The organism is Mitsuaria sp. MSU3D (assembly GCF_056867975.1).
Window position 1 is genome coordinate 6,151,332 of record NZ_CP200314.1, and the last position, 21,550, is coordinate 6,172,881.

Below are 21,550 nucleotides of genomic sequence, written 5' to 3' on the forward strand. Positions count from 1 at the left end.
GTTGAAATCCGGGCATGATGTGGGCCTTTCGTTTTTGCATCGCCACCTGCGAGTGTTCATGCTCAATTCCGACCGCACCTGTTCCCCTCGACGTCTTGCCCTGGCGCTCGCCGGTGCCGCCCTCCTGAGCGCCTCGCTCGGCGCGGCCGCGCAGACGGCGGCCAAGCCCGCCGCGCCCGCGACGCCGGTGGCCCCTGTCGCCGGTTCGGTGCCGGTCGCCGCGCCCGAGCTGGCGCGTGCGCTGCCGGACTTCAGCGCCCTGGTCGAACAGGCCGGTCCCGCCGTCGTCAACATCCGGACGTCGGAGAAGGTCAAGGTCGCCAACGCGCAGATCGACGAGCAGATGCGCGAACTGCTGCGCCGCTTCGGGATCCCCGTGCCGCCGCAGCGTCGCACGCCGCCGGGAGCCGCCCCCGCGCCCGCGCCGACCCCGGACGACGATGATGATGACGACGCGCCGCAACGTCGCGGGCTGGGGTCCGGTTTCGTGATCGGCGCGGACGGCTTCGTGATGACCAACGCGCACGTCGTCGACGACGCCGACGAGGTGACGGTCACGCTGACGGACAAGCGCGAGTTCAAGGCCAAGGTGATCGGCCTGGACCGCCGCACGGACGTGGCCGTGCTCAAGATCGAGGCCAGCAACCTGCCGATGCTGCGCATGGGCGACGTCGGCAAGCTCAAGGTCGGCGAGTGGGTGATGGCCATCGGTTCGCCGTTCGGCTTCGACAACACGGTGACGGCCGGCATCGTCAGCGCCAAGGCGCGCGACACCGGCGACCTGCTGCCGCTGATCCAGACCGACGTCGCGATCAACCCGGGCAACTCCGGCGGTCCGCTGCTGAACCTGCGCGGCGAGGTGGTGGGCATCAACTCGCAGATCTACAGCCAGTCGGGCGGGTTCATGGGCATCTCGTTCGCGATCCCGATCGACGAGGCGATGCGCGTGGCCGACCAACTGCGCGCCGGCGGCCGCGTGACGCGCGGCATGCTGGGGGTCTATCCGGACGACGTCAGCAAGGAGGTCGCCGAGGCCATCGGCCTGGGCAAGCCGCAAGGCGCGTTGATCAGCCGCATCACGCCGGCGGGCCCTGGCGAGAAGGCCGGCCTCCAGCTCGGCGATGTGATCACGAAGTTCGACGGCAAGACCGTGGAGAAGGCGGTCGATCTGCGCCGTCTCGCCGCGGCGACCAAGCCGGGCACCAAGGTGCCGCTGCAGGTGTTCCGCCGAGGCGCCTACAAGGACCTGAGCGCGACGCTCGATGCGTTGCCCGACGATCGCGCGGCGCCGACCCCGGAAGCGGAGACGCCGGCCGCGACCGGCGCGTCGGCCTGGGGTCTGACGGTCAGCGAGTTGACCGACGCGCAGCGCAAGGAGCTCAAGGTCGATGGCGGCCTGCGCATCGACACCGTCGACGGTCCCGCCGCACGGGCAGGCCTGAAGACCGGCGACGTCATCCTCTCGGCCAACAACGCCGAGGTGAAGACGGTCAAGCAGTTCCAGGCGGCGTTGGCAAAGCTCGAGAAGGGCAAGTCGCTCCAGATGCTGGTGCGCCGGGGCGAGGTCGCCACCTACGTCGTGCTGAAGCCGGGCAAGGGCTGAGGCGGTTGCCGTCAACCCACCGCCGGCATGGGGCTTTCCACAATACGGAAAATCCAGCCGACGGGCGGTGAACCGGTGCACAACTGGACGTCGGTTGGTGCTTGCTAACGGATGTGACCAAGGCGGGGTATTGGTGCCCCGCTCCGCTACAATCGAGCCGCGTTCGGCCAGCTTTGTCGCTGTTCCGACGGTGAATCGGAAGGCATCATTTTGATGGGCTCAGCGATCCACAGGATGTCCTCAAGTTTTGTGGATAACCTGTGTACAAAATCGCTGTTGGCGAAGGGCAACGCGCGAGAAGCTCGCATCCATGCGGTTTCCAGGGCGGGGCTTTTGGCTACAATGAAAGCCCAACAAGCAGTTGCCATACGTTTTGTTGGAAGGCGCGTCACCGTTTAGACGTGCCTTTTTTTTATGTCCCGTTCAGGTCCTGCGAAGGGCCCTGCATCACCGCCTCGATCGACCGTCCCCAGCATGTTCAGCATGCATCAGCGTGCGCCGCTCGAGCGTCGCTGGAAGTGGCGGACGAACCGCGCGGTCTCCGTCCGAGTCCATGAACCACATCCGCAATTTCTCCATCATTGCCCACATCGACCACGGCAAGAGCACGTTGGCCGACCGGATCATCCAACGCTGCGGCGGGCTGTCGGATCGGGAGATGGAAGCGCAGGTGCTGGACTCGATGGACATCGAGCGCGAGCGCGGCATCACGATCAAGGCGCAGACCGCCGCGCTGCAATACAAGGCGCGCGACGGTCAGGTCTACAACCTGAACCTGATCGACACCCCGGGCCACGTCGACTTCTCGTATGAAGTGAGCAGATCGCTGTCGGCGTGCGAAGGCGCGCTGCTGGTGGTCGACGCCAGCCAGGGCGTCGAGGCGCAGACGGTGGCCAACTGCTACACCGCGCTGGAGCTCGGCGTCGAAGTCGTCCCGGTGCTCAACAAGATGGACCTGCCGTCGGCCAACCCGGACGGCGCGAAGGCGGAGATCGAGGAAGTCATCGGCATCGACGCCACCGATGCGATCCCGTGCTCGGCCAAGACCGGCATGGGCATCGACGAGATCCTGGAGGCGGTCATCACCCGCATGCCGCCGCCCCAGGGCACGGTCGAGGCGCCGCTGCGCGCGATGATCATCGACTCCTGGTTCGACAACTACGTCGGCGTGGTGATGCTGGTCCGCGTGGTGGACGGCACGCTGAAGAAGAACGAACGCATCCGCATGATGGCGACGAACGCCATCTATCCGGCCGAGCACCTGGGCGTGTTCACGCCCAAGTCGGAGAACCGCGACCAGCTCAACGCGGGCGAGGTCGGCTTCATCATCGCCGGCATCAAGGAGCTGTCCGCGGCGAAGGTGGGCGACACCATCACGCTGGAAAAGAAGCTCCCCAACAACCTGGGTCCGGCCACCGAGGCGCTGCCCGGTTTCAAGGAGATCCAGCCCCAGGTCTTCGCCGGCCTGTATCCGACCGAAGCGAGCGAGTACGACCAGCTGCGCGACGCGCTGGAGAAGCTCAAGCTCAACGACGCGTCGCTGCGCTTCGAGCCGGAAGTCTCCCAGGCGCTGGGCTTCGGCTTCCGCTGCGGCTTCCTCGGCCTGCTGCACATGGAGATCGTGCAGGAGCGCCTGGAGCGCGAGTTCGACCAGGACCTGATCACGACCGCGCCCAGCGTGGTGTACGAGGTCCAGCTGGGCGACGGCACGGTGATCGAGGTGGAGAACCCCTCCAAGATGCCGGAGCAGAGCAAGATCGCCGAGATCCGCGAGCCGATCGTGACGGTCCACCTGTACATGCCGCAGGAGTACGTCGGTGCGGTGATGACGCTGGCCAACCAGAAGCGCGGCGTGCAGCTGAACATGGCCTATCACGGCCGGCAGGTGATGCTGACCTACGAGATCCCGTTGGCGGAGATCGTGCTGGACTTCTTCGACAAGCTGAAGTCGGTTTCGCGCGGTTATGCGTCGATGGACTACGAATTCAAGGAATACCGCGCGTCCGACGTCGTGAAGGTCGACATGCTGATCAACGGCGACCGCATCGACGCGCTGTCGCTGATCGTGCACCGGGCCCAGTCCCAGTACCGCGGTCGCCAGGTGGCGGCCAAGATGCGCGAGATCATCCCGCGCCAGATGTACGACGTGGCCATCCAGGCGGCCATCGGCGCCAACATCATCTCGCGCGAGAACATCAAGGCCTTGCGCAAGAACGTGCTGGCAAAATGCTATGGCGGTGACATCAGCCGCAAGCGCAAGCTGCTGGAGAAGCAGAAGGCCGGCAAGAAGCGCATGAAGCAAATCGGTTCGGTGGAGGTGCCGCAAGAAGCCTTCCTGGCCATCCTCCAAGTCGAAGAATAAGTCTCCGCATGAAAGCCATGAGCGCACTGACCGGGTTGCTGTACGTGACCCTGATCGCCTACCTGGGCGGCTGGTACCAGGGCTACTGGAACGGCAACTTCTCCCTGCTGCTGCTGATCCTGACCACGGTGACGCTGGCGTACTGGCTGGCCGAGCGCTTCCACTTCCAGCCCTCGCGGGAACGCGCGGCGGAGCGGCTGGCCAAGAACGACGAACAGCGCCGCGCCTCGCTGGCCGCGCAGGGCATCCAGCGCGTCGACGGCGACGTCGAGGGCGCTCGCGAGGAGATCCTGCGCCAGCCCTGGTGGCTGGACTGGACCGCCGGCCTGTTCCCGGTGATCCTGATCGTCTTCCTGCTGCGTTCGTTCATGTTCGAGCCGTTCAAGATCCCGTCCGGCTCGATGGTGCCGACGCTGCTGATCGGCGACCTGATCCTGGTGAACAAGTTCCACTACGGCGTGAGACTGCCGGTGATCAACAAGAAGATCATCAGCAACAACGACGTGAAGCGCGGCGACGTGGTCGTGTTCCGCTACCCGCAGAACCCCAGCATCGACTACATCAAGCGGGCGGTCGGCCTGCCGGGCGACGAGATCGCCTACCTGAACCAGAAGCTGTACGTGAACGGCAAGCAGGTCGAGACGGTCGCGCAGGGCGAGTTCTTCGACGAGGATCCGAACTCGATGCGCTTCCGTTCGCGCTACACCGAGAAGCTGGGCGAGGTCGAGCACCAGATCCTGGTGGACGCGCAGCCGCAGGGACGCATCGGGAAGCTGTACGACTTCCCCTACAACGAGAACTGCAAGTACACGCTGGAAGGCGTGACCTGCAAGGTGCCGGCCGGCCACTACTTCATGATGGGCGACAACCGCGACAACTCGCAGGATTCGCGCTTCTGGGGGTTCGTGCCGGATGAGAACATCGTGGGCCGCGCCTTCGTGGTCTGGATGAACTTCGGCAGCCTGAAGCGCATCGGCGGCATCCAGTAAGACCCGCCGACACACCGGCTGACACATCGATTCACGGATTGCCGGCCAACGATCGACTACGCTGTTCCAACAACAACCACCGGAGTGATACGTGATGAGGGCACGGAAGATTCAACGGGGCATCAGCCTGCTGGGACTGCTGTTCTGGGCGGTCATCATCGGCGGCGGGTCGGTGATCCTGCTGCGCGTCGTACCGACGGTGATGGAGTACTACACGATCCAGCGCGCGATCGACAAGATCGCCAAGGACGGCCCGTCGACCGTGCCGGCGGCGCGCGATTCGTTCGAACGCACCAAGCAGATCGAGTATTCCATCGTCAGCATCGAGCCCAAGGACCTGATCATCACCAAGGTCGACGACAAGGTGAAGATCAGCTTCGCCTACGACAAGGAAGTGCCCTTGTTCGGCCCGGTGTTCCTGGTGATCAAGTACAAAGGCGAGTCACGCTGACCGCACGGCCCACCGCTTCCCTGACCACCGTCCATGACACCGCAAGCGCTTGACGCCCTCCAGCAACGCCTCGGCTACCGCTTCAAGCAGCCGGGCCTGCTGCAGCGCGCGCTGACGCATCGCAGCTTCGGCCAGCAGCACAACGAGCGGCTGGAGTTCCTGGGCGATGCGGTGCTCAACCTGACGGTGTCTTCGCTGCTGTTCGACCGCTTCGCCGGTTCCGACGAGGGCGACCTGACCCGCATCCGCGCGCACCTCGTGCGCGAGGACAGCCTGCACCGGCTCGCGCTGCTGCTGCAGATGCCGGAAGCGCTGCGGATGAGCGAGGGCGAGGCCCGCGGCGGCGGCGGCCAGCGGCCGTCCATCCTGGCGGACGCGCTGGAGGCCGTGATCGGCGCCGCGTTCCTGGACGGCGGCTACGAGGCCGCGCGCGAGATCGTGCGCGGGCTGCTGGGCGAGACGATCGCCGCGAGCGGCATCGAGCAGTGGGCGAAGGATTCGAAGACGGCGCTGCAGGAATGGCTGCAGGCGCGCAAGCTGCCGGTACCGTCCTACCGCATCGCCGAGACGCGGGGCCAGGCTCACGCGCAGACTTTCACCGTCGAATGCGAAGTGGCCGCGCTGACGCTGTCGCGCCGCGGCGAGGGCCGCTCGCGCCGGATCGCCGAGCAGGAGGCCGCCCGTCAGGTGCTGGACGAACTGCTCGCCGGCGATCGGCCCGGCACCGGCCTGCGCGACTGACGCGGAGCCCGCGATGAACGCACCGACCACTCCGAGGACGCCGAAGCCGACGTCCTCGTCCGATTCCGTTTCTGCTTCTTCCCTTTCCGATACCCCTGTTTCCGAGGACCCTGATCTGAACGCCCCGCACGACCCCGCCACGCCGCACGACCCCGAGACCTCGCTGGACCATGACGCCATCGCCCCCGACGACGAGGGCGACGTGCACGACGAGCACGAGGACGATGAAGGCGGCGAGCTGTCCCCGGTCCAGGGCGGCATCGGCGCGATGCCGTACGAGGGCGACCTGCGCTGCGGCCTGATCGCGATCGTCGGCCGGCCCAACGTCGGCAAGTCGACGCTGCTGAACGCGCTGGTCGGGCAGAAGGTCTCGATCACCTCGAAGAAGGCGCAGACCACCCGCCACCGCATCACCGGCGTGCGCACCGTCGACGAGGCGCAGTTCGTCTTCGTCGACACGCCCGGCTTCCAGACGAAACACAGCAGCGCGCTGAACCGCAACCTGAACCGCACGGTGCAGGGCGTGCTGGCGGACGTGGACCTGGTGCTGTTCGTCGTCGAGGCTGGCCGCTTCGGCCTGGACGACGCGAAGGTGCTGTCGCTGCTGCCGCAGAACAAGCCGGTCGTGCTGGTCGCCAACAAGCTGGACGCGGTGACGCGCCGCGCCGAGATGATGCCCTGGCTCAAGAGCATGCAGGAGCGCCGCAACTTCACCGAATTCGTGCCGCTGTCGGCGAAGAAGGACTCGGACGTGCAGCGCCTGTTCCAGATCCTCAAGCCCTACCTGCCGAACCAGGAATGGTTCTACGAGGAAGACGCGCTGACCGACCGCAGCGAGAAGTTCATGGCCGCGGAGATGATCCGCGAGAAGCTCTTCCGCCTGACCGGCGACGAACTGCCCTACGAAGCGACGGTGATCATCGATCGCTGGGAAGAGGAGGGCAACCTGCGCCGCATCGCCGCGACCATCGTGGTCGAGCGCGACGCCCAGAAGGGCATGATCATCGGCCAGGGCGGCGAGCGCCTGAAGCGCATCGGCTCCGAGACCCGTCAGGAACTCGAGAAGCTGTGGGATGCGCGCGTGTTCCTCGAGCTCTGGGTGAAGGTCCGGTCCGGCTGGGCCGATTCCGAAGAACACTTGAGAAGCTACGGCTACGAGTGAGGCCCATGGCCACCCGCGCCACCAAGCCGCCCGCGACGCAGGCGGCTTTTGTTTTGCACCATTACGACTGGAGCGAGACCAGCCTCGTGCTGGACCTGTTCAGCCGCGAGCACGGCCGGCTGGCGGTGATCGCGAAGGGCGCGAAGCGGCCATACTCGCAGCTGAGATCGGTGCTGCTGCCCTTCCTGCGGCTGCAGGTGACGCTGTCCAAACCGTCGAAGATGAACGAGGACGGCGCGGCCGAGGTCCAGTCGCTGCGCGGCGCGGAGTGGGTCGGCGGGCAGACGCTGCCCAGCGGTGCCGCGTTGTTCAGCGGCTATTACGTGAACGAGCTGCTGATGAAGTTCCTGCCGCGGCAGGACGCGCAGCCGGAGCTTTTCGACGCCTACGCGGCACTGCTGCCGCAACTTCGGTCGGTGGACGATGCGCACGCCGCGCTGCGGGCCTTCGAGCTGAAGATGTTGTCGATCTGCGGCCTGCTGCCCGACCTCAGCGTGCTGTCCACGACGCAGGCGCCGCTCGATCCGGAGCGGCTCTACATGCTCGCGCCGGAGTCCGGCGTGATCGTGCCGACACACGACGCGCCACAGCTGACGGGACAGGCCTTCATCCAGCTCCAGGCGGCGCTGCTGCACGGCAGCCAGGCGGCGCTGCAGCAGGCCTGCGAGCTCGCGGGTCCGGCGCTGAAGCCGTTGTCGCGCGCATTGCTTCACTATCATCTCGGGCATCGTCCATTGCGGACGCGGCAAGTGCTGCTCGACGTCCAGAAGCTGCTCACATGAATCCGCTGATCGCTCCCGAATCCGGCCGACACGACGCGCGATGCGCGCTGTCGGTCAACGTCAACAAGGTCGCGCTGCTGCGCAACACCCGCCACCTGGGCATCCCCAGCGTGACGCGCGCGGCGCAGCTGTGCCTGGAGGCTGGAGCGCAGGGCATCACGGTGCATCCGCGACCCGACGCGCGGCACATCCGCGCCGAGGACGTGCGCGAGCTCGCCACGCTGATGAAGGCCTGGCCGCAGGCCGAGTACAACATCGAGGGCAACCCGACGCAGAACCTGATGGACTTCATCCGGGAGCTGAGGCCGCATCAGGCGACCTTCGTGCCGGACAGCGAGGACCAGTTCACCTCGGACCACGGCTGGAACCTGCCGGCCGACGCCGAACGCCTGCGTCCGATGATCGCGGAGTGCAAGTCGCTGGGTGTGCGGGTGAGCCTGTTCATGGACCCGTTGCCGGAGGCGATGGCGCACGTGGCCGCGCTGGGCGCGGACCGCATCGAGCTCTATACCGAGACCTGGGCGAGCGCCTTCGGCACGCCACGCGAGGCCGAGGTGGTTGCGGCCTTCGCCGCCGCGGCGCGCGCGGCGCTGGCGCAAGGGGTGGGCATCAACGCCGGCCATGACCTGAACCGCGACAACCTGACGCGCTTCCTGCGCGAGGTGCCGGGCGTGGCGGAGGTCTCGATCGGCCACGCGCTGATCGCGGACGCGCTGGAGCTCGGCTACACCGAGGCGGTGCGCGACTACCAGCGCTGCATCCAGCGCGCGTACGTCTGATTGCACTTCCGCACGTTATGCCCACACGGCGGGCACCAAGCGCGCACGCGCTGCGCATGAAAGGGCCGCGATGATCTACGGCATCGGCACGGACGTCTGCGACATCCGGCGCATCCGGGAGACCTTCCAACGGCGCGGCGTGCGCTTCGCCGAGAAGGTGCTGGGCCCGCACGAGATCGAGGTGTTCCGCGAGCGGTACGCCAAGGTCGAGGCGCGGGGCATCGCCTACCTGGCGACGCGGTTCTCGGCCAAGGAGGCGTTCTCGAAGGCGATCGGCATGGGCATGCGGATGCCGATGACGTGGCGCGCCTGCGAGATCGTCAAGGCGCGCAGCGGCAAGCCGGGCATCCAGCTGCACGGCGCGCTGGCCGAGTGGTTCGAGGCCAAGGGGCTGAGCGCGCACGTCAGCGTGAGCGACGAGACCGACTATGCGACGGCGTTCGTCGTCGTCGAGACACGCGATGGCACCGAGGCGCGATCCGGACGCGCGACCTGACAACGACAGCTGAAAGCGCGATGACGCGCGACCAACGAAAGAGACACAGTCAATGACCGAGCATTTTCATTCGCCCGTGATCCTGGACATCGCCGGCACGACGCTGACCGCGGACGACCGCCGCCGGCTGGCCCATCCGCTGACGGGCGGGATGATCCTGTTCGCGCGCCACTTCGAGAACCGCGCGCAGCTGACCGCGCTGTGCGCGGAGGCGAAGGCGATCCGCCCCGATCTGCTGATCGCGGTGGACCAGGAAGGCGGCCGCGTCCAGCGCTTCCGCACGGACGGCTTCACGGCACTGCCGGCGATGCGCGCGCTCGGCGAGCTGTGGATGGATGACGCGATGCGGGCGATCCAGGCGGCGACGGCGACGGGCCTCGTGCTCGCGCTGGAGCTGCGGGCCTGCGGCGTCGACATGAGCTTCGCGCCGGTGCTGGACCTGGACCATCAGGACGCGAGCCGGCAGTCGATCAGCCCGGTGATCGGATCGCGCAGCTTCCACAGCGATCCGCGCGTGGTGAGCCTGCTGGCGCAGAGCCTGATGCAAGGCCTGGCACTGGCGGGGATGGCGAGCTGCGGCAAGCACTTCCCGGGACATGGGGCGGTGAGCGTCGATTCGCACGTGGGCGTGCCGGTGGACACGCGGTCGTTGAAGGCGATCCTGGCGGAGGACGTGCGGCCCTTCGAATGGCTGAGCCTGAGCCTGTCGGCGGTGATGCCGGCGCACGTGATCTACCGCAAGGTGGACAGCCGGCCGGCGGGTTTCAGCCAGCGCTGGCTGCAGGACATCCTGCGCGACCGCCTGGGCTTCGCCGGCGCGGTGTTCAGCGACGACCTCGGCATGGCCGCGGCGCGCGTGATCGAAGGCCGCCCGGTGGGTTACGCGGAGGCGGCGCTCGCGGCGCTGGGCGCGGGCTGTGACCTGGTGCTGCTGTGCAACCAGAGCCTGGAGCAGGGCGGCCGCGCGATCGACGAGCTGCTCGACGGCCTGACCGACGCGCAGGCGAAGGGCACATGGACGCCCGCGATCGACAGCGAAGCCCGTCGCGCGGCGCTGGTGCCGCAATCGGCGCCGCTGACGTGGGATGAGTTGATGCTGGCGCCGAGGTATCTGGAAGCGCTGGCGCGCTTGCCTTGAGGGGCGCGGCCCCGCTGCTCAGCGGCAGTTGACCGAGCGGATGGTCATCATGGCGCCGGGTTCCTTGCGCATGATGGCCGTACATTGGACATAGCCGGCAAGTGGTCGCGTCAGAACGAGCTGGGTGCCCGTGTAGCTGCAGATCGCGAGCGGGCGATCGAGCGTGGCGACGTTCCAGATCAGCGTTTCCGTGACGCCGCCTTTCGCGTCGCGCTGGGTCTTCAAGTCGTCGTAGATGGCACCTTGGCGCTCTTCGATGGGACCTTGGTTGATGCGGAAGCCGCTGAGGTCGTGTTTCGCCTGTGGCACTTCACGCGAGGCCGTGAACCCTTCAGGTACCTCTGCAGCTTCCTGCTTCGTGGCGGCCCATTCGGTGGGGCAACTGAAAGACGCGGGCGCGGCGCAAGCCTGAAGACCGGTGAGGGCCAGAAGGATGGCGATGGCGGTCTGAGGCAGGGACATGGTCACCATTGGATCGTTGCGCAGGCAGAACCGCGATGCAGGTAGTCGTTCCTCTGCTTGCGGGTCACAGGATCGAAGTAGACCTTCCGCTCCTGGATGAACTGCAGACCGCGGTACTGCTCGATGATCGTAAAGCCGACGACGCCACCGTTCTCAAGGAGAATCCGATGACGAAGGTCATCGTCCTCTCGGCAGAAATGAAATGGCGCGAAACGGCGATATACATGCGCGATGCTCCGATTGATGCCCGGTTGCCAACCTACCACCACGTCGAGCCAGACGCGGCGCTGCCCGCGCTCGGAGCGCGTGCGCCATTCCGCGCGGTGATCGTGGCTGAAGTCTCCGTGACCGCCACCCAGCAGAATCGCATCAGCGATTGGCTCGTTGCCGAAGGATGCCTCTACGCGATGGCATGGGGCGTGGCGGCGAGCAGTTGGGATGATGCGGTGGATTGGGCCAACCTCGCACGGTTCGATTACAACGTGCCGGAGCGTTCGTTCGTGTTGACGACCTGGCACGACGATCAGCCCTTGAGCGAGGTCTTCGACTTCGCCATCCAGTGCGCCAGTCATCCCATAGAGCCTCTCGACGAGTTGATCGTCGTTCATGTGGCCGCCGACGAAGATCCTGAGCGAATCTACTCCGCCTACCGGGCCGCACTTCCCCCAGACCTGAAGGAGCATCCATGACAAGGAACGTTCTCGGCTTCGACCGCGCCATCGCGCGACGCCTCGCCCTCGCGGCACTGGTGATGTCCGCCGTCTCGTCCGCGCACGCGCTCGACTGCGCCAACGCCTTCAGCACGGTCGACATGAACGACTGCGCCGCGCAGGAGCAGCAGCAGGTCGAGAAGCAGCTCAATGACGTCTATCGCCGCGTGCTGGCGGAGACACCGGCCAAGGTCGGCGGCGCCAGGCCGGCGAAGCCGAAGGAGAGCGTCGTCGCCGCGCAGCGCCTGTGGGTGAAGTTCCGCGAGGCCGACTGCAAGGCGGTGCTCGACTTGTGGTCCGAAGGTTCGATCCGTAACCTCCAGTACCTCGGCTGCATGCGCGATCACGCGCAGTTGCGAATCAAGCAGCTCGAGGCGTTCAAGACCCAGCCTTGAGCCACCGCGGCAACGCAGCAACGCGTCGCATTGTTCCGACGCCTGGACCCGTCATTCACTCCGGCTAGACTCGCCCCCAACTCACCCACAACGATTCGACCAGGGAGCGGGCCAGCATGTCGCTGACCATGGAGGGCGTGCTGGCGCTGGCGCCGGACGAGGCATCGGCGAAGGCCGCGCGGGGACTGACCTCGCCGGCCAAATGGCCGTTGCTCGGCGCCGATGACGCCGCCGTCTGGGGCGAGTGCCAGGGCAGCGGCTCCAAGCCGTATCAGACGCAGGTCGACCTCAACGGCCCCGCCTTCCGTTGCTCCTGCCCCAGCCGCAAGTTCCCCTGCAAGCACGGCCTCGCGCTGCTGATGCTGCGGGCGCAGGACGCCTCCCGCTTCACCCCTGGCGCGCCACCCGCCTGGGTCGCCGAATGGATCGCCTCCCGCGGCGAGCGCGCGCAGAAGAAGGAAGAACGCGACCAGCAGGCCGTCGAACGCGCCGCCGAACGCGCCGCGCAGATCGCCGACGGCGTCGATCCCGCGCAGGCGGCGTCGGCGCTCGCCGATCCCGACACCGCATTCAAGCGAGAGGCCCAACGCTGGCGCCGCATCGAGGACGCAGCAGCCGAACTGCAACGCTGGCTCGGCGACCAGATCGGTCGCGGCCTCGGCGCGCTCGACGATGCCGCGATCCGCGGCTGGCGCACGATGGCGGCGCGGATGGTGGATGCCCAGGCGCCGGGTCTCGGCCAGCGCGTCGTCGCTGCCGCGGAGGGCTGGCGCGTCGGCGCCGACTGGCCCGAACGCATGCTCGCCCGACTTGGGCTGCTGCAGCTCGCCTGTGCGGGCATTGCGCGTCGCGGGGCGTTGCCCGAGCCCGTTCAGGCCGACCTGCGCACGGTCTGCGGCTGGCCGATCGAACAGGCGGAGGTTCTCGCCACCGGGGAACGCGTCACCGACCGTTGGACCGTGCTCGGCGTGATCGTGGAGGAGCGCGACGCGCGTCTGAACGAGCGCCGCGTCTGGCTGCGCGGCGACCGCTCGGGCCGGCGCGCGTGGCTGCTCGATCACACGCACGGCGGTCGCGGTTTCGACGGCATGTGGGTGGCCGGCATCGCCGCCGACCTGACGCTCGCCTTCTATCCCGGCAGTGCGCCGCTGCGAGCGCTGATCGCCGAGGCTTCACCGCCGCCCGAGCCGAAAGAAACGATCGGCACGGCCGGCACGGCCGGCACGATGGATCTCGACGGCTCGGAGGTCTGGCAGAACGAACGGCAGAACGAATGGCAGAACGAATGGCAGAACGAATGGCGACGCGTCGCCGAACGCGTGGCCGCCAATCCCTTCGCGCTGCTGCATCCCGTCGTGCTCGGGCATGCGACGCCGGTCGCGTCCGAGGCGGGCCCGCATCTCATCGCTGACGGCCGCGCCGTGCCGCTGCAGGTCGGCGATGCCGACTGGTGGTCGTTGATGGCCGTCGCCGGCGGGCACCCGATCGCGGTGATGGGCGAATGGGATGGCCGCGGGCTGCGTCCGCTGACCGCGTGGCGGTCGGGAGCGATGGGCCCTGCGTGGACGAGGAGCGCCGCATGAGCGCCTGGACGCCGCTGCTGCCCGTCGCGATGGTCGGCACCGATCGACAGCCGGGACCCTTGCCCGAATGGCCGGGTGAGATCGGCGCGCTCGTGGCGCTCGCGGCTCAGGCGGCCGATGTCGCCGGCCATCCGGCGGGCCAGGTCTTGCGCACGATGGCCGTCATCGCTCCGTGCGAGGCGGCCGGCATGCAGGATCGCGTCTGGACCGCGCCGTTGCCCGAGGCCGCCGCGGACGATCGCCTGCGCGTCGTGCCGGCGCGCGTCGACGGCGCCGCCGGCTCGCTGCACGCGCTGCTGCGCTGGGTCCTGACCGAGGCGCCCGGGCGCCTTCAGCAGCAGGCGTTCATGGATCTGGCCGCGGCAGGCTTGCGCCTGCCCGAGAGCCTGCTGCCGTTGGCGCTCGACGTTGGACGCCGCGCGGTCGCCTTGCGAGCCCCGCTGCTGCCGGTGCTCGGCGAGCGCGGGCTGTGGCTGGCCCGGCAGCGCGAGGACTGGCACTACGCCGCGGGCGCCGGTGGCGACGCGCCCGGCGAGACGCTCTGGACCGAAGGCACGCTGGAACAGCGCCGCGCGTTCCTGGCGCGCGAGCGCGCCGTCGATGCCGCCGCGGCCCGGAGCCGCCTGGAATCCGCGCTGACGGAACTCTCCGCGAAGGAGCGCGCCGACCTGGTCGCGCAACTGGCGGTCGGGCTCGGCATGGGGGACGAGGCGCTGCTCGATCGGCTGCGCGCCGACCGCAGCCGCGAGGTGCGCGACGTCGCGCTCGATCTGCTGCTGCGCCTGCCCGACGCCGCGCATCCGCGACGCGCGATCGAGCGGCTCGCGCCGCTCGTGCGCCGCGAGCGTGCGCTGCTGCGCCAGCACTGGGTCATCGACGCACCGCAGGCCGCGGCCGCCGACTGGCCATCCGATCAGATCGTCGTCGCTCGTCCGTCCACCGAGAAGCTGGGCGAGCGCGCCTGGTGGCTCTATCAACTGGTGCGCCAGGTGCCGCTGGGCTGGTGGACCACGACGACCTCGATGACGCCCGCCGAATTGCTCGGCTGGGCCGCCAAGACCGATTGGAGCGAAGCGCTGATGCGCGGCTGGTTCGACGCACTGGCCGCGACGCGCGAGGTCGAGTGGTGCGAAGCCTTCCTCGATGCCTTGCAGGCGTCCACCGGCAGTGCGGCTCAGGCGAACGTCCCGCTGCAGATGCATCAGACAGCGCAGGCGCTCAACTGGCTGCCGCAGGCCCGTCGCGAGCGCCACTGGCTGCGACATGTGCAGCAGGGCTCCTTGCCGCTGTCGGCACTGATCGCGGCGGCGAGCGGCGGAGAGACGCTCGGCACCGACCTCTCGCGCGCGCTGACCGGACAACTGCTGACGCGCGCCCGCGCCGGCACGCTGAAGGACGATTACGCCGTCCGCGCGATGCTGGTCGACTTCGGCGCGGTCGTTCATGCCGACAGCCTGTCCGCGTACGCGTCGCTGGCCGACATCCGCGCCGCCGACGAGACCACCGCCCACGCGGAGCAGCTGCAGGCCGTCGCGCAGACGGCCGCGCTGCGCCGTGCCTTGCTCGCCCTGCCGAACCCCCTGCCGAACGCCCTGTCTGACGCCCTGTCTGACGCCCGCCAGCGCGCTCCCCAACCCGATTCGATCCCGAGGACCTCATGACGACTTCCACCGAGACCTCCGCCGCCTCGCAGCTCCTGCGCCGTCATGCGGAGCACCAGTTCGCCGAAGAGCTCGCCGAGCTGAAGCGCCAGGACACCCGCACGCGTCCGGAGAACTGGGCGATGTCGCCGTGGGCCGTCCTGCGCTACCTGATGGGCGGGAGGCTGGAGAACGGCTTCGAGGTCAGCGCCAAGTACATCGGCGACGAGCGGCTGATGGAGATCGCCATCGTCACGCTCGCGACCGATCGTGCGCTGCTGCTGTACGGCGTGCCGGGCACGGCGAAGTCGTGGGTGTCGGAGCACCTGTCGGCGGCGGTCAGCGGCGATTCGACGCTGCTGATCCAGGGCACCGCCGGCACCGGCGAGGAACAGCTGCGCTACGGCTGGAACTACGCGCAGCTGCTGGCCAACGGACCCAGCGAGGCGGCGCTGGTGCCCAGCCCGATGATGAAGGCGATGCGCGCCGGCAAGATCGCGCGCATCGAGGAACTGACGCGCATTCCCGCCGACGTGCAGGACAGCCTGATCACCGTGCTGTCGGAGAAGACGCTGCCGGTGCCGGAGCTTGGATCCGAGGTGCAGGCCACGCGCGGCTTCAGCGTGATCGCCACGGCCAACAACCGCGACAAGGGCGTCAACGAGCTGTCCGCCGCGCTGAAGCGCCGCTTCAACACCGTCGTGCTGCCGGTGCCGGCGAGCGAGGAGGCCGAGGTGTCCATCGTCGTCAAGCGCGTGGCCGAACTGGGCGTCGCGCTGCAGCTGCCCGCGGAGCCGCCGGCGCTCAAGGAAGTGCGGCGCATCGTGCAGATCTTCCGGGAGCTGCGCAACGGCCGCACCGAGGACGGCAAGACGCAGCTGAAGTCGCCCAGCGGCACGCTGTCGACGGCGGAGGCGATCTCCGTGATCAACAGCGGCATGGCGCTGGCCGGGCACTTCGGCGACGGCGTGCTGCGTCCGCGCGACGTCGCGTCGGGCCTGCTCGGCGCGGTCGTCAAGGATCCCGTGCAGGACCAGGTCGTCTGGAACGAATACCTCGAGACGGTCGTCAAGGAACGCACCGAGTGGAAGGACCTGTACCGCGCCTGCCGCGAGCAGTCCTGAGCCGACGAGTCTCCCGAGATGTCCTGAGCGGTCATGAGCGATCCGGTCCATTACTTCGGCGTGCGGCACCACGGCCCCGGCTGCGCGCGCAGCCTGCTCGCCGCGTTCGAGGCGCTGAAGCCCGACTGCGTGCTGATCGAGGGTCCGCCCGAGGCGGACGGCCTCGTCGCTGCCGTGCTCGACCCCGCGATGGCGCCGCCGGTGGCGCTGCTGACGCACGGCGTGGAGGAATCCGGCCGCGCCGTCTATCACCCGTTCGCGAGCTTCTCGCCGGAGTGGCAGGCCTTGCGCTGGGCGGGCGTTGCCGGCGTGCCGGTGCGGTTCATCGATCTGCCGGTCGGTGTCTCGCTCGCTCTGGAGAAGGCGAGGGAAGAGGCGACCGGGCAGGCGCCTGCGGAGCCCGAGTCCGCAGAGTCCGAATCCGAGGAGGCCGAGTCCGCAGAGTCCAAGTCCGTGGAGCCCAGGTCCGCGGGGACGGCCGACACGCGCGATGTGGACGAGGCTCAGGCGGATGCCGCGACGGAAGAGCCCATCGAACGCTCGACGCGCCGCGGCGATCCGCTGGACTGGCTCGCGCGCGCGGTCGGCTACGCCGATGGCGAGACCTGGTGGAACCACATGGTCGAGGAGCGCGGCGACGGCGAGGACCTGTTCGCCGCGATCTCGGAGGCGATGACGACCTTGCGCGCCGAGTCCGGCGACGACGAGACGCTCGATCCCCGGACGCCGCACGCCCATCGCGAGGCACTGCGCGAGGCCCACATGCGCCAGTGCATCCGCGCGGCGCGCAAGGAGGGCTTCGCGCGCATCGCGGTCGTCTGCGGCGCGTGGCACCTGGGGGGCTTGCGTGCCGAGGTCACCGCGAAGGCTGACCAGGCGCTGCTCAAGGGCCAGCCCAAGCTCAAGGTCACGAGCACCTGGGTGCCGTGGACCTACCGGCACCTCGCGCGCGAAAGCGGCTACGGCGCCGGCATCCACTCGCCCGGCTGGTACGAACACCTGTGGCTCAGCGGACTCGACGGCGAGCGCCGTCCCCGTGCGATCGGCTGGCTGGCGCGTGTGGCGCGGCTGATGCGCGAGCGTGATCTCGATTGCTCCTCCGCCCATCTGATCGAGGCGGCCCGGCTCGCCGACACGCTGGCCGCGTTGCGGCAGCGGCCCGCGCCGGGCCTGGACGAATTGCACGAGGCGACGCGCACCGTCATGACGCTGGGCGACGAGGCGGTGCTCGGTTTCATCCGCGACGAGCTGGTCATCGGCGATCGCCTCGGGAGCGTGCCGTCCGACGTGCCCACCGTACCGCTGCAGCGCGATCTGGAGCAGCTGCAGAAGTCGCTGCGCATGAAGCCCGAGGTGACGCAGAAGACGCTGGACCTCGACCTGCGCCAGCCCAACGACCTCGCGCGCAGCCACCTGCTGCACCGGTTGCGGCTGATCGATCTGCCGTGGGGCGAGATCGCGCGCACGGGCAAGTCCTCGCGCGGCACCTTCCACGAGATCTGGACGCTGCAGTGGCAGCCGGAGTTCGCGCTGCGCGTGATCGAGGCGAGCCGCTGGGGACAGTCGGTCGCGCGGGCGGCGACGACCGCGGTGGCCGAGCGCTGCGGGAGTGATGCGACGTTCGGAAATGCCAACGGCGCCAGCGGCGCCAACGGCAGCGGTGGCGCCGGTGGTGCCGGCAGTGCGGTGAGCGCGCTGAGTGCCGGCAAGGGCCCCACGCTCGCCGCGTTGGCCGAGCTGGTCGATCGCGTGCTGCTGGCCGACCTGCCGGAGGCGGTGACGATCGCGTCCCGCGCGCTGCAGGACCATGCCGCCGTCACCGGCGATGCCGACCAGTTGCTGGGCGCGTTGCCGCCACTGGCCAACGTCTTCCGCTACGGCAATGTGCGGCAGACCGATGCGGCGATGGTGGGGCAGGTCTTCGACGGCCTCGTGACGCGCGCGGCGATCAGCCTGCCGCTGATGGGCGACTCGCTGGACGAGGCCGCGGCGGAACAGGTCCGCGATCGGCTTCTTGGCGCGCAGGCGGCGGTGCGGCTGCGCGATCCGGGTCGCCAGTCCGAGCCGTCGACGCAGTGGCGGGCCGCCATTGCGCAACTGGCCGGCCGCGAGGGCGCACACGCGCTGCTGCGCGGCCTCTGCACGCGACTGCTGCTGGACGACGGCCTGATCACGGCGGACGACGCCGGCACCGCGATGTCCCTGCAGCTGTCGCGCGCGGCGGAACCGCCCAGGGCCGCTGCGTGGCTCGATGGATTCCTCAATCGCAATGCCGTCGTGCTGCTGCATCACGACGGCGTCTGGCCGCTGGTCGACGCGTGGCTGAGCGGGCTCGACGACGAGCACTTCATCCGCGTGCTGCCGCTGGTGCGTCGCACCTTCGCGCATTTCGACGCGGGGGAGCGACGCGACCTCGGTCAGCGCGCGGCACGCAAGGGCGGTGGTGCCGGCGCCGTGATGGCAGCGGCGGAGTGGGACGAAGCGCGCGCGGCGCTGCCCCTGCCGTTGCTGCGACTGATGCTGGGAGTGGATGCATGAGCGCGCCTGACGACTTGAAGGACCCGACGCCCGTCGTGACCGGCTCCGTGACGACGACCGATGCGGATCGCCTGCGCCGATGGCGCCTGGTGCTCGGCGGCGAAGCCGAGGACAGCTGCGGCGGCCTGAACGGCGACGCGGTGGAGATGGACCAGGCGCTGAGCGCGCTCTACGGCGACGGCGGCGGCCTGGGCGACGACCGGCGAGGCGGCCGTGGAAACTCCGCGCCGCGCGTGGCACGCTGGCTCGGCGACATCCGCAAGTACTTCCCCAGCTCGGTCGTGCAGGTCATGCAGAAGGATGCGCTGGAGCGCCTGCATCTGCGCGACATGCTGCTGCAGCCCGAGATGCTGCAAGGCGTGCAGCCGGACGTGCACCTGGTCGCGAACCTGATGGCCCTGTCGCGGGTGATCCCGGCGGGAACGAAGGAGACGGCGCGTCGCGTCGTGCGGCAGGTCGTCGACGAGCTGATGAAGCGGCTCGAGGAACCGATGCGGGCGGCGGTGACCGGTGCGCTCGACCGCAGCCAGCGCAACCGCCGGCCGCGGCTGTCGGAGATCGACTGGCACCGCACGATCCGCGCCAACCTGCGCCACTGGCAGCCTGAGCTTCGCACCGTGATCCCCGAAACGCTGCACGGCTACGGCCGCAAGGCGCGGCGTCCGCAGCGCGAGGTGGTGTTGTGCATCGACCAGAGCGGGTCGATGGCCAACTCGGTCGTGTACTCGAGCATCTTCGGCGCGGTGCTCGCGTCGCTGCCGGCGGTGAGCACGAAGCTGGTGGTCTTCGACACGGCGGTGGTCGACATGACCGAGCAGCTCGACGATCCGGTCGATCTGCTGTTCGGCGTCCAACTGGGCGGCGGGACCGACATCAACGGTGCGGTGGCCTATTGCCAGTCGCTGATCCGCGAGCCACGCAACACGATCTTCGTGCTGATCTCCGACCTGTACGAAGGCGGCGTCGAGCCGCAGCTGCTGCGCCGCGCTGCGTCCCTGGTCGAGAGCGGCGTGCAGTGCGTGGCCCTGCTGGCGCTGAGCGACGAGGGCGCGCCGGCCTACGACCGTGCGCTCGCGGCCAAGCTGGCGGCGCTGGGCGTACCGTCGTTCGCGTGCACGCCGGATGCCTTCCCGGGCCTGATGGCCGCGGCGATCCGGCGCGACGACATCGGCGCGTGGGCGGCGGGGCAGGGGATCGTGACGGCGGCCAAGGGCGCCTGAGCCGCGCCCGTGGGGCGTCGGTGCCGGACGGACGATCGGCCTGCCGGCTCGTCTCAGACTCAGCGTCCGCCCGCGCCCTGCGCCATCTTCGCGAAGTACGCCGACTGGCCGGTCTTGTTGAGCTGGTACCAGGCCTCGAGCGTCTCGGGCTCGTAGATGTCGAGCGTGTTGAAGATCGCGCGGGCGAAGTCCAGCGCCGACATGCCGCCCGCGGTGATCAAGCCGCGGTCGATCACGACGGGCTCGTCGACGTAGCGGTCGCTGCCGGCGTACTCGTCGACGCCCTTCAGGTAGGACAGCGCGTTGCTCGTGTGCTGCCGATCGTCGAGCACGCCGAGCCGCGCGAGGCCGGCCGTCGCACCGCAGATCGCGGCGACGCGCTTGCCGGCGTCGAGGAACTCCTTGGCCTTCTTCGCCGCTTCCATGTGCTCGCCCTTGTCCCAGCCGGCGCCGCCGGGAAGGATCAGCAGCTCGCTGTCGTCGGGGAACAGCGTCGACAGGCGGATGTCGGGCATCACCGACAGCCCGCCCATCGAACGCGCCAAGTTGGCGCCGGCGGCGGCGACGGTCTTCACCTGCCAGTCACCGGGCGTCTTCTGGAATTCGGGCGTGTTGATGCCTGCGACCGCGTAGGCGGCCTCCCAGTCGGCGAAGCCCTCGAAGAGGTAGAGATGGACGGTGCGGGTGGGGGCGGTGGTGCTCATGCCGACGTGGCGGCAAGGTGCGTGCCCGCCGGTCAGACCCTGGAGAAACCGCGCATGACGGCGTCACAAGGCGTGGGCGACACTCGCCGGATGGATCTCACTGTTGTCTCCTTGCGCGACGGCGAAACGCTCGGCGATCGCTTCCTGAAGGTCAACCATGCGGGCGAGCACGGCGCCGTGCATATCTACGCGGGGCAGATCCTGATGGCGCGCATCCGGGCACGCTCGATGCTCCCCGCGCTGCGCGAGTTCAAGGCGCATGAGGAAGGTCATCGGGCGATCTTCTGGCGCGAGCTGCAGCGCCGAGGTCGGCCGCGGTGCCGCAGCTACTGGCCATGCGCCCTCGGCGGCTTCGGGCTGGGCCTCGTGACCGGCCTGCTCGGCCGCCGGGCCATCGCGGCGACCACGGTCGCCGTCGAGCGCGTCGTGCTGGCCCATCTCGACGCCCAGGTCGCCTGCCTGCAAGGGAAGGACGCAGCGGCGGTCGACGCCATCGCCGCGATCGTGGCCGAGGAGCGTGAGCATTGCGATGCCTTCGCTGACGAGCTCGGCGAAGGCTCGTTGTGGGTGACGCTGCTCACGCCGGTCGTGGCCGCGTCGACGAAGACGGTCATCTGGCTCGGCTTGCGCTTGTGAGGCGGACCCACGCGCCGGCGCACCCTGTGACCGCC

20 protein-coding genes are annotated in these 21,550 nt (G+C 68.9%); 18 read left to right on the forward strand and 2 right to left on the reverse strand.

Annotation, left to right across the window (positions count from 1 at the left end; all coding sequences use genetic code 11):
• The first annotated feature begins 58 nt into the window (after positions 1 to 58).
• The 10 genes from AC1VNM_RS27100 to nagZ all read left to right on the forward strand — a co-directional run bounded on the left by AC1VNM_RS27100 (position 59) and on the right by nagZ (position 10,503).
• Positions 59 to 1,603, forward strand: a complete 1,545-nt coding sequence (locus AC1VNM_RS27100) for a DegQ family serine endoprotease (RefSeq protein WP_377157390.1) — start codon at positions 59 to 61, stop codon at positions 1,601 to 1,603.
• A gap of 553 nt (positions 1,604 to 2,156) precedes the next feature.
• Positions 2,157 to 3,965, forward strand: coding sequence for a translation elongation factor 4 (lepA, locus tag AC1VNM_RS27105; RefSeq protein WP_377157387.1), 1,809 nt, complete (start codon positions 2,157 to 2,159; stop codon positions 3,963 to 3,965).
• Positions 3,966 to 3,982: 17 nt separating this feature from the next.
• On the forward strand, positions 3,983 to 4,954 hold the full coding sequence (lepB, locus tag AC1VNM_RS27110; RefSeq protein ID WP_377157385.1) for a signal peptidase I: 972 nt from the start codon (positions 3,983 to 3,985) through the stop codon (positions 4,952 to 4,954).
• A gap of 94 nt (positions 4,955 to 5,048) precedes the next feature.
• Complete coding sequence (locus AC1VNM_RS27115) at positions 5,049 to 5,405, forward strand: DUF4845 domain-containing protein (RefSeq protein ID WP_431101869.1); 357 nt, start codon at positions 5,049 to 5,051, stop codon at positions 5,403 to 5,405.
• A gap of 33 nt (positions 5,406 to 5,438) precedes the next feature.
• Positions 5,439 to 6,146, forward strand: coding sequence for a ribonuclease III (gene rnc, locus AC1VNM_RS27120; protein ID WP_377157381.1), 708 nt, complete (start codon positions 5,439 to 5,441; stop codon positions 6,144 to 6,146).
• Between the two features lie 268 nt (positions 6,147 to 6,414).
• Positions 6,415 to 7,308 carry a GTPase Era gene (gene era, locus AC1VNM_RS27125; RefSeq protein WP_377161555.1) on the forward strand — a complete coding sequence of 298 codons (894 nt, stop codon included), beginning with the start codon at positions 6,415 to 6,417 and terminating at the stop codon, positions 7,306 to 7,308.
• A 5-nt stretch (positions 7,309 to 7,313) separates the two neighbouring features.
• Entirely contained in the window at positions 7,314 to 8,090 is a 777-nt protein-coding gene (gene recO / locus AC1VNM_RS27130) for a DNA repair protein RecO (RefSeq protein WP_483108971.1), read from the forward strand.
• Positions 8,087 to 8,869, forward strand: a complete 783-nt coding sequence (locus AC1VNM_RS27135; protein WP_377157376.1) for a pyridoxine 5'-phosphate synthase — start codon at positions 8,087 to 8,089, stop codon at positions 8,867 to 8,869. Before recO ends, AC1VNM_RS27135 begins: the two co-directional genes overlap by 4 nt.
• Before the next feature lie 70 nt (positions 8,870 to 8,939).
• The gene (gene acpS / locus AC1VNM_RS27140) at positions 8,940 to 9,365 is read left to right on the forward strand and encodes a holo-ACP synthase (protein WP_483108972.1); all 426 of its coding nucleotides are present in this window, start codon (positions 8,940 to 8,942) and stop codon (positions 9,363 to 9,365) included.
• Between the two features lie 52 nt (positions 9,366 to 9,417).
• On the forward strand, positions 9,418 to 10,503 hold the full coding sequence (gene nagZ, locus AC1VNM_RS27145) for a beta-N-acetylhexosaminidase (RefSeq protein WP_483108973.1): 1,086 nt from the start codon (positions 9,418 to 9,420) through the stop codon (positions 10,501 to 10,503).
• Between the two features lie 18 nt (positions 10,504 to 10,521).
• Here the strand turns inward: nagZ and AC1VNM_RS27150 are convergent, their stop codons facing one another.
• On the reverse strand, positions 10,522 to 10,965 hold the full coding sequence (locus AC1VNM_RS27150) for an STY0301 family protein (protein WP_483109339.1): 444 nt from the start codon (positions 10,963 to 10,965) through the stop codon (positions 10,522 to 10,524).
• A 35-nt stretch (positions 10,966 to 11,000) separates the two neighbouring features.
• Between AC1VNM_RS27150 and AC1VNM_RS27155 the strand changes: the two genes are divergently transcribed.
• From AC1VNM_RS27155 to AC1VNM_RS27185, 7 genes are all read left to right on the forward strand, one after another.
• Entirely contained in the window at positions 11,001 to 11,654 is a 654-nt protein-coding gene (locus AC1VNM_RS27155) for a DUF7684 family protein (RefSeq protein WP_483108974.1), read from the forward strand.
• Positions 11,651 to 12,070 carry a lysozyme inhibitor LprI family protein gene (locus AC1VNM_RS27160; protein WP_483108975.1) on the forward strand — a complete coding sequence of 140 codons (420 nt, stop codon included), beginning with the start codon at positions 11,651 to 11,653 and terminating at the stop codon, positions 12,068 to 12,070. Before AC1VNM_RS27155 ends, AC1VNM_RS27160 begins: the two co-directional genes overlap by 4 nt.
• Positions 12,071 to 12,186: 116 nt before the next feature.
• On the forward strand, positions 12,187 to 13,653 hold the full coding sequence (locus AC1VNM_RS27165) for an SWIM zinc finger family protein (protein ID WP_483108976.1): 1,467 nt from the start codon (positions 12,187 to 12,189) through the stop codon (positions 13,651 to 13,653).
• Positions 13,650 to 15,314: a DUF5691 domain-containing protein gene (locus AC1VNM_RS27170; protein ID WP_483108977.1), complete on the forward strand. Its 1,665-nt coding sequence runs from the start codon at positions 13,650 to 13,652 to the stop codon at positions 15,312 to 15,314. The genes AC1VNM_RS27165 and AC1VNM_RS27170 overlap by 4 nt, the downstream gene beginning before the upstream one ends.
• On the forward strand, positions 15,311 to 16,417 hold the full coding sequence (locus tag AC1VNM_RS27175) for an ATP-binding protein (RefSeq protein ID WP_483108978.1): 1,107 nt from the start codon (positions 15,311 to 15,313) through the stop codon (positions 16,415 to 16,417). The genes AC1VNM_RS27170 and AC1VNM_RS27175 overlap by 4 nt, the downstream gene beginning before the upstream one ends.
• A gap of 33 nt (positions 16,418 to 16,450) precedes the next feature.
• On the forward strand, positions 16,451 to 18,955 hold the full coding sequence (locus tag AC1VNM_RS27180; RefSeq protein WP_483108979.1) for a DUF5682 family protein: 2,505 nt from the start codon (positions 16,451 to 16,453) through the stop codon (positions 18,953 to 18,955).
• On the forward strand, positions 18,952 to 20,175 hold the full coding sequence (locus AC1VNM_RS27185) for a VWA domain-containing protein (protein WP_483108980.1): 1,224 nt from the start codon (positions 18,952 to 18,954) through the stop codon (positions 20,173 to 20,175). The genes AC1VNM_RS27180 and AC1VNM_RS27185 overlap by 4 nt, the downstream gene beginning before the upstream one ends.
• Positions 20,176 to 20,234: 59 nt before the next feature.
• Here the strand turns inward: AC1VNM_RS27185 and AC1VNM_RS27190 are convergent, their stop codons facing one another.
• Positions 20,235 to 20,879 carry a DJ-1/PfpI family protein gene (locus AC1VNM_RS27190; protein WP_483108981.1) on the reverse strand — a complete coding sequence of 215 codons (645 nt, stop codon included), beginning with the start codon at positions 20,877 to 20,879 and terminating at the stop codon, positions 20,235 to 20,237.
• 54 nt (positions 20,880 to 20,933) lie between these two features.
• On the opposite strand from AC1VNM_RS27190, the gene AC1VNM_RS27195 reads away from it, so the two are divergent.
• On the forward strand, positions 20,934 to 21,515 hold the full coding sequence (locus AC1VNM_RS27195; protein WP_483108982.1) for a demethoxyubiquinone hydroxylase family protein: 582 nt from the start codon (positions 20,934 to 20,936) through the stop codon (positions 21,513 to 21,515).
• The last annotated feature ends 35 nt before the right edge of the window (positions 21,516 to 21,550 follow it).

What these genes read in the sequence shown, in the direction of transcription:
- acpS (WP_483108972.1), top strand. Translation starts at nt 8,940, where the DNA reads ATGATCTACGGCATCGGCACGGACGTCTGCGACATCCGGCGCATCCGG.
- AC1VNM_RS27190 (WP_483108981.1), bottom strand. Translation starts at nt 20,879, where the DNA reads ATGAGCACCACCGCCCCCACCCGCACCGTCCATCTCTACCTCTTCGAG.
- AC1VNM_RS27170 (WP_483108977.1), top strand. Translation starts at nt 13,650, where the DNA reads ATGAGCGCCTGGACGCCGCTGCTGCCCGTCGCGATGGTCGGCACCGAT.
- AC1VNM_RS27115 (WP_431101869.1), top strand. Translation starts at nt 5,049, where the DNA reads ATGAGGGCACGGAAGATTCAACGGGGCATCAGCCTGCTGGGACTGCTG.
- AC1VNM_RS27135 (WP_377157376.1), top strand. Translation starts at nt 8,087, where the DNA reads ATGAATCCGCTGATCGCTCCCGAATCCGGCCGACACGACGCGCGATGC.
- AC1VNM_RS27180 (WP_483108979.1), top strand. Translation starts at nt 16,451, where the DNA reads ATGAGCGATCCGGTCCATTACTTCGGCGTGCGGCACCACGGCCCCGGC.
- lepB (WP_377157385.1), top strand. Translation starts at nt 3,983, where the DNA reads ATGAGCGCACTGACCGGGTTGCTGTACGTGACCCTGATCGCCTACCTG.
- AC1VNM_RS27155 (WP_483108974.1), top strand. Translation starts at nt 11,001, where the DNA reads ATGCAGGTAGTCGTTCCTCTGCTTGCGGGTCACAGGATCGAAGTAGAC.
- AC1VNM_RS27100 (WP_377157390.1), top strand. Translation starts at nt 59, where the DNA reads ATGCTCAATTCCGACCGCACCTGTTCCCCTCGACGTCTTGCCCTGGCG.
- recO (WP_483108971.1), top strand. Translation starts at nt 7,314, where the DNA reads ATGGCCACCCGCGCCACCAAGCCGCCCGCGACGCAGGCGGCTTTTGTT.
- rnc (WP_377157381.1), top strand. Translation starts at nt 5,439, where the DNA reads ATGACACCGCAAGCGCTTGACGCCCTCCAGCAACGCCTCGGCTACCGC.
- era (WP_377161555.1), top strand. Translation starts at nt 6,415, where the DNA reads ATGCCGTACGAGGGCGACCTGCGCTGCGGCCTGATCGCGATCGTCGGC.
- lepA (WP_377157387.1), top strand. Translation starts at nt 2,157, where the DNA reads ATGAACCACATCCGCAATTTCTCCATCATTGCCCACATCGACCACGGC.
- AC1VNM_RS27160 (WP_483108975.1), top strand. Translation starts at nt 11,651, where the DNA reads ATGACAAGGAACGTTCTCGGCTTCGACCGCGCCATCGCGCGACGCCTC.
- AC1VNM_RS27150 (WP_483109339.1), bottom strand. Translation starts at nt 10,965, where the DNA reads ATGTCCCTGCCTCAGACCGCCATCGCCATCCTTCTGGCCCTCACCGGT.
- nagZ (WP_483108973.1), top strand. Translation starts at nt 9,418, where the DNA reads ATGACCGAGCATTTTCATTCGCCCGTGATCCTGGACATCGCCGGCACG.
- AC1VNM_RS27175 (WP_483108978.1), top strand. Translation starts at nt 15,311, where the DNA reads ATGACGACTTCCACCGAGACCTCCGCCGCCTCGCAGCTCCTGCGCCGT.
- AC1VNM_RS27165 (WP_483108976.1), top strand. Translation starts at nt 12,187, where the DNA reads ATGTCGCTGACCATGGAGGGCGTGCTGGCGCTGGCGCCGGACGAGGCA.
- AC1VNM_RS27195 (WP_483108982.1), top strand. Translation starts at nt 20,934, where the DNA reads ATGACGGCGTCACAAGGCGTGGGCGACACTCGCCGGATGGATCTCACT.
- AC1VNM_RS27185 (WP_483108980.1), top strand. Translation starts at nt 18,952, where the DNA reads ATGAGCGCGCCTGACGACTTGAAGGACCCGACGCCCGTCGTGACCGGC.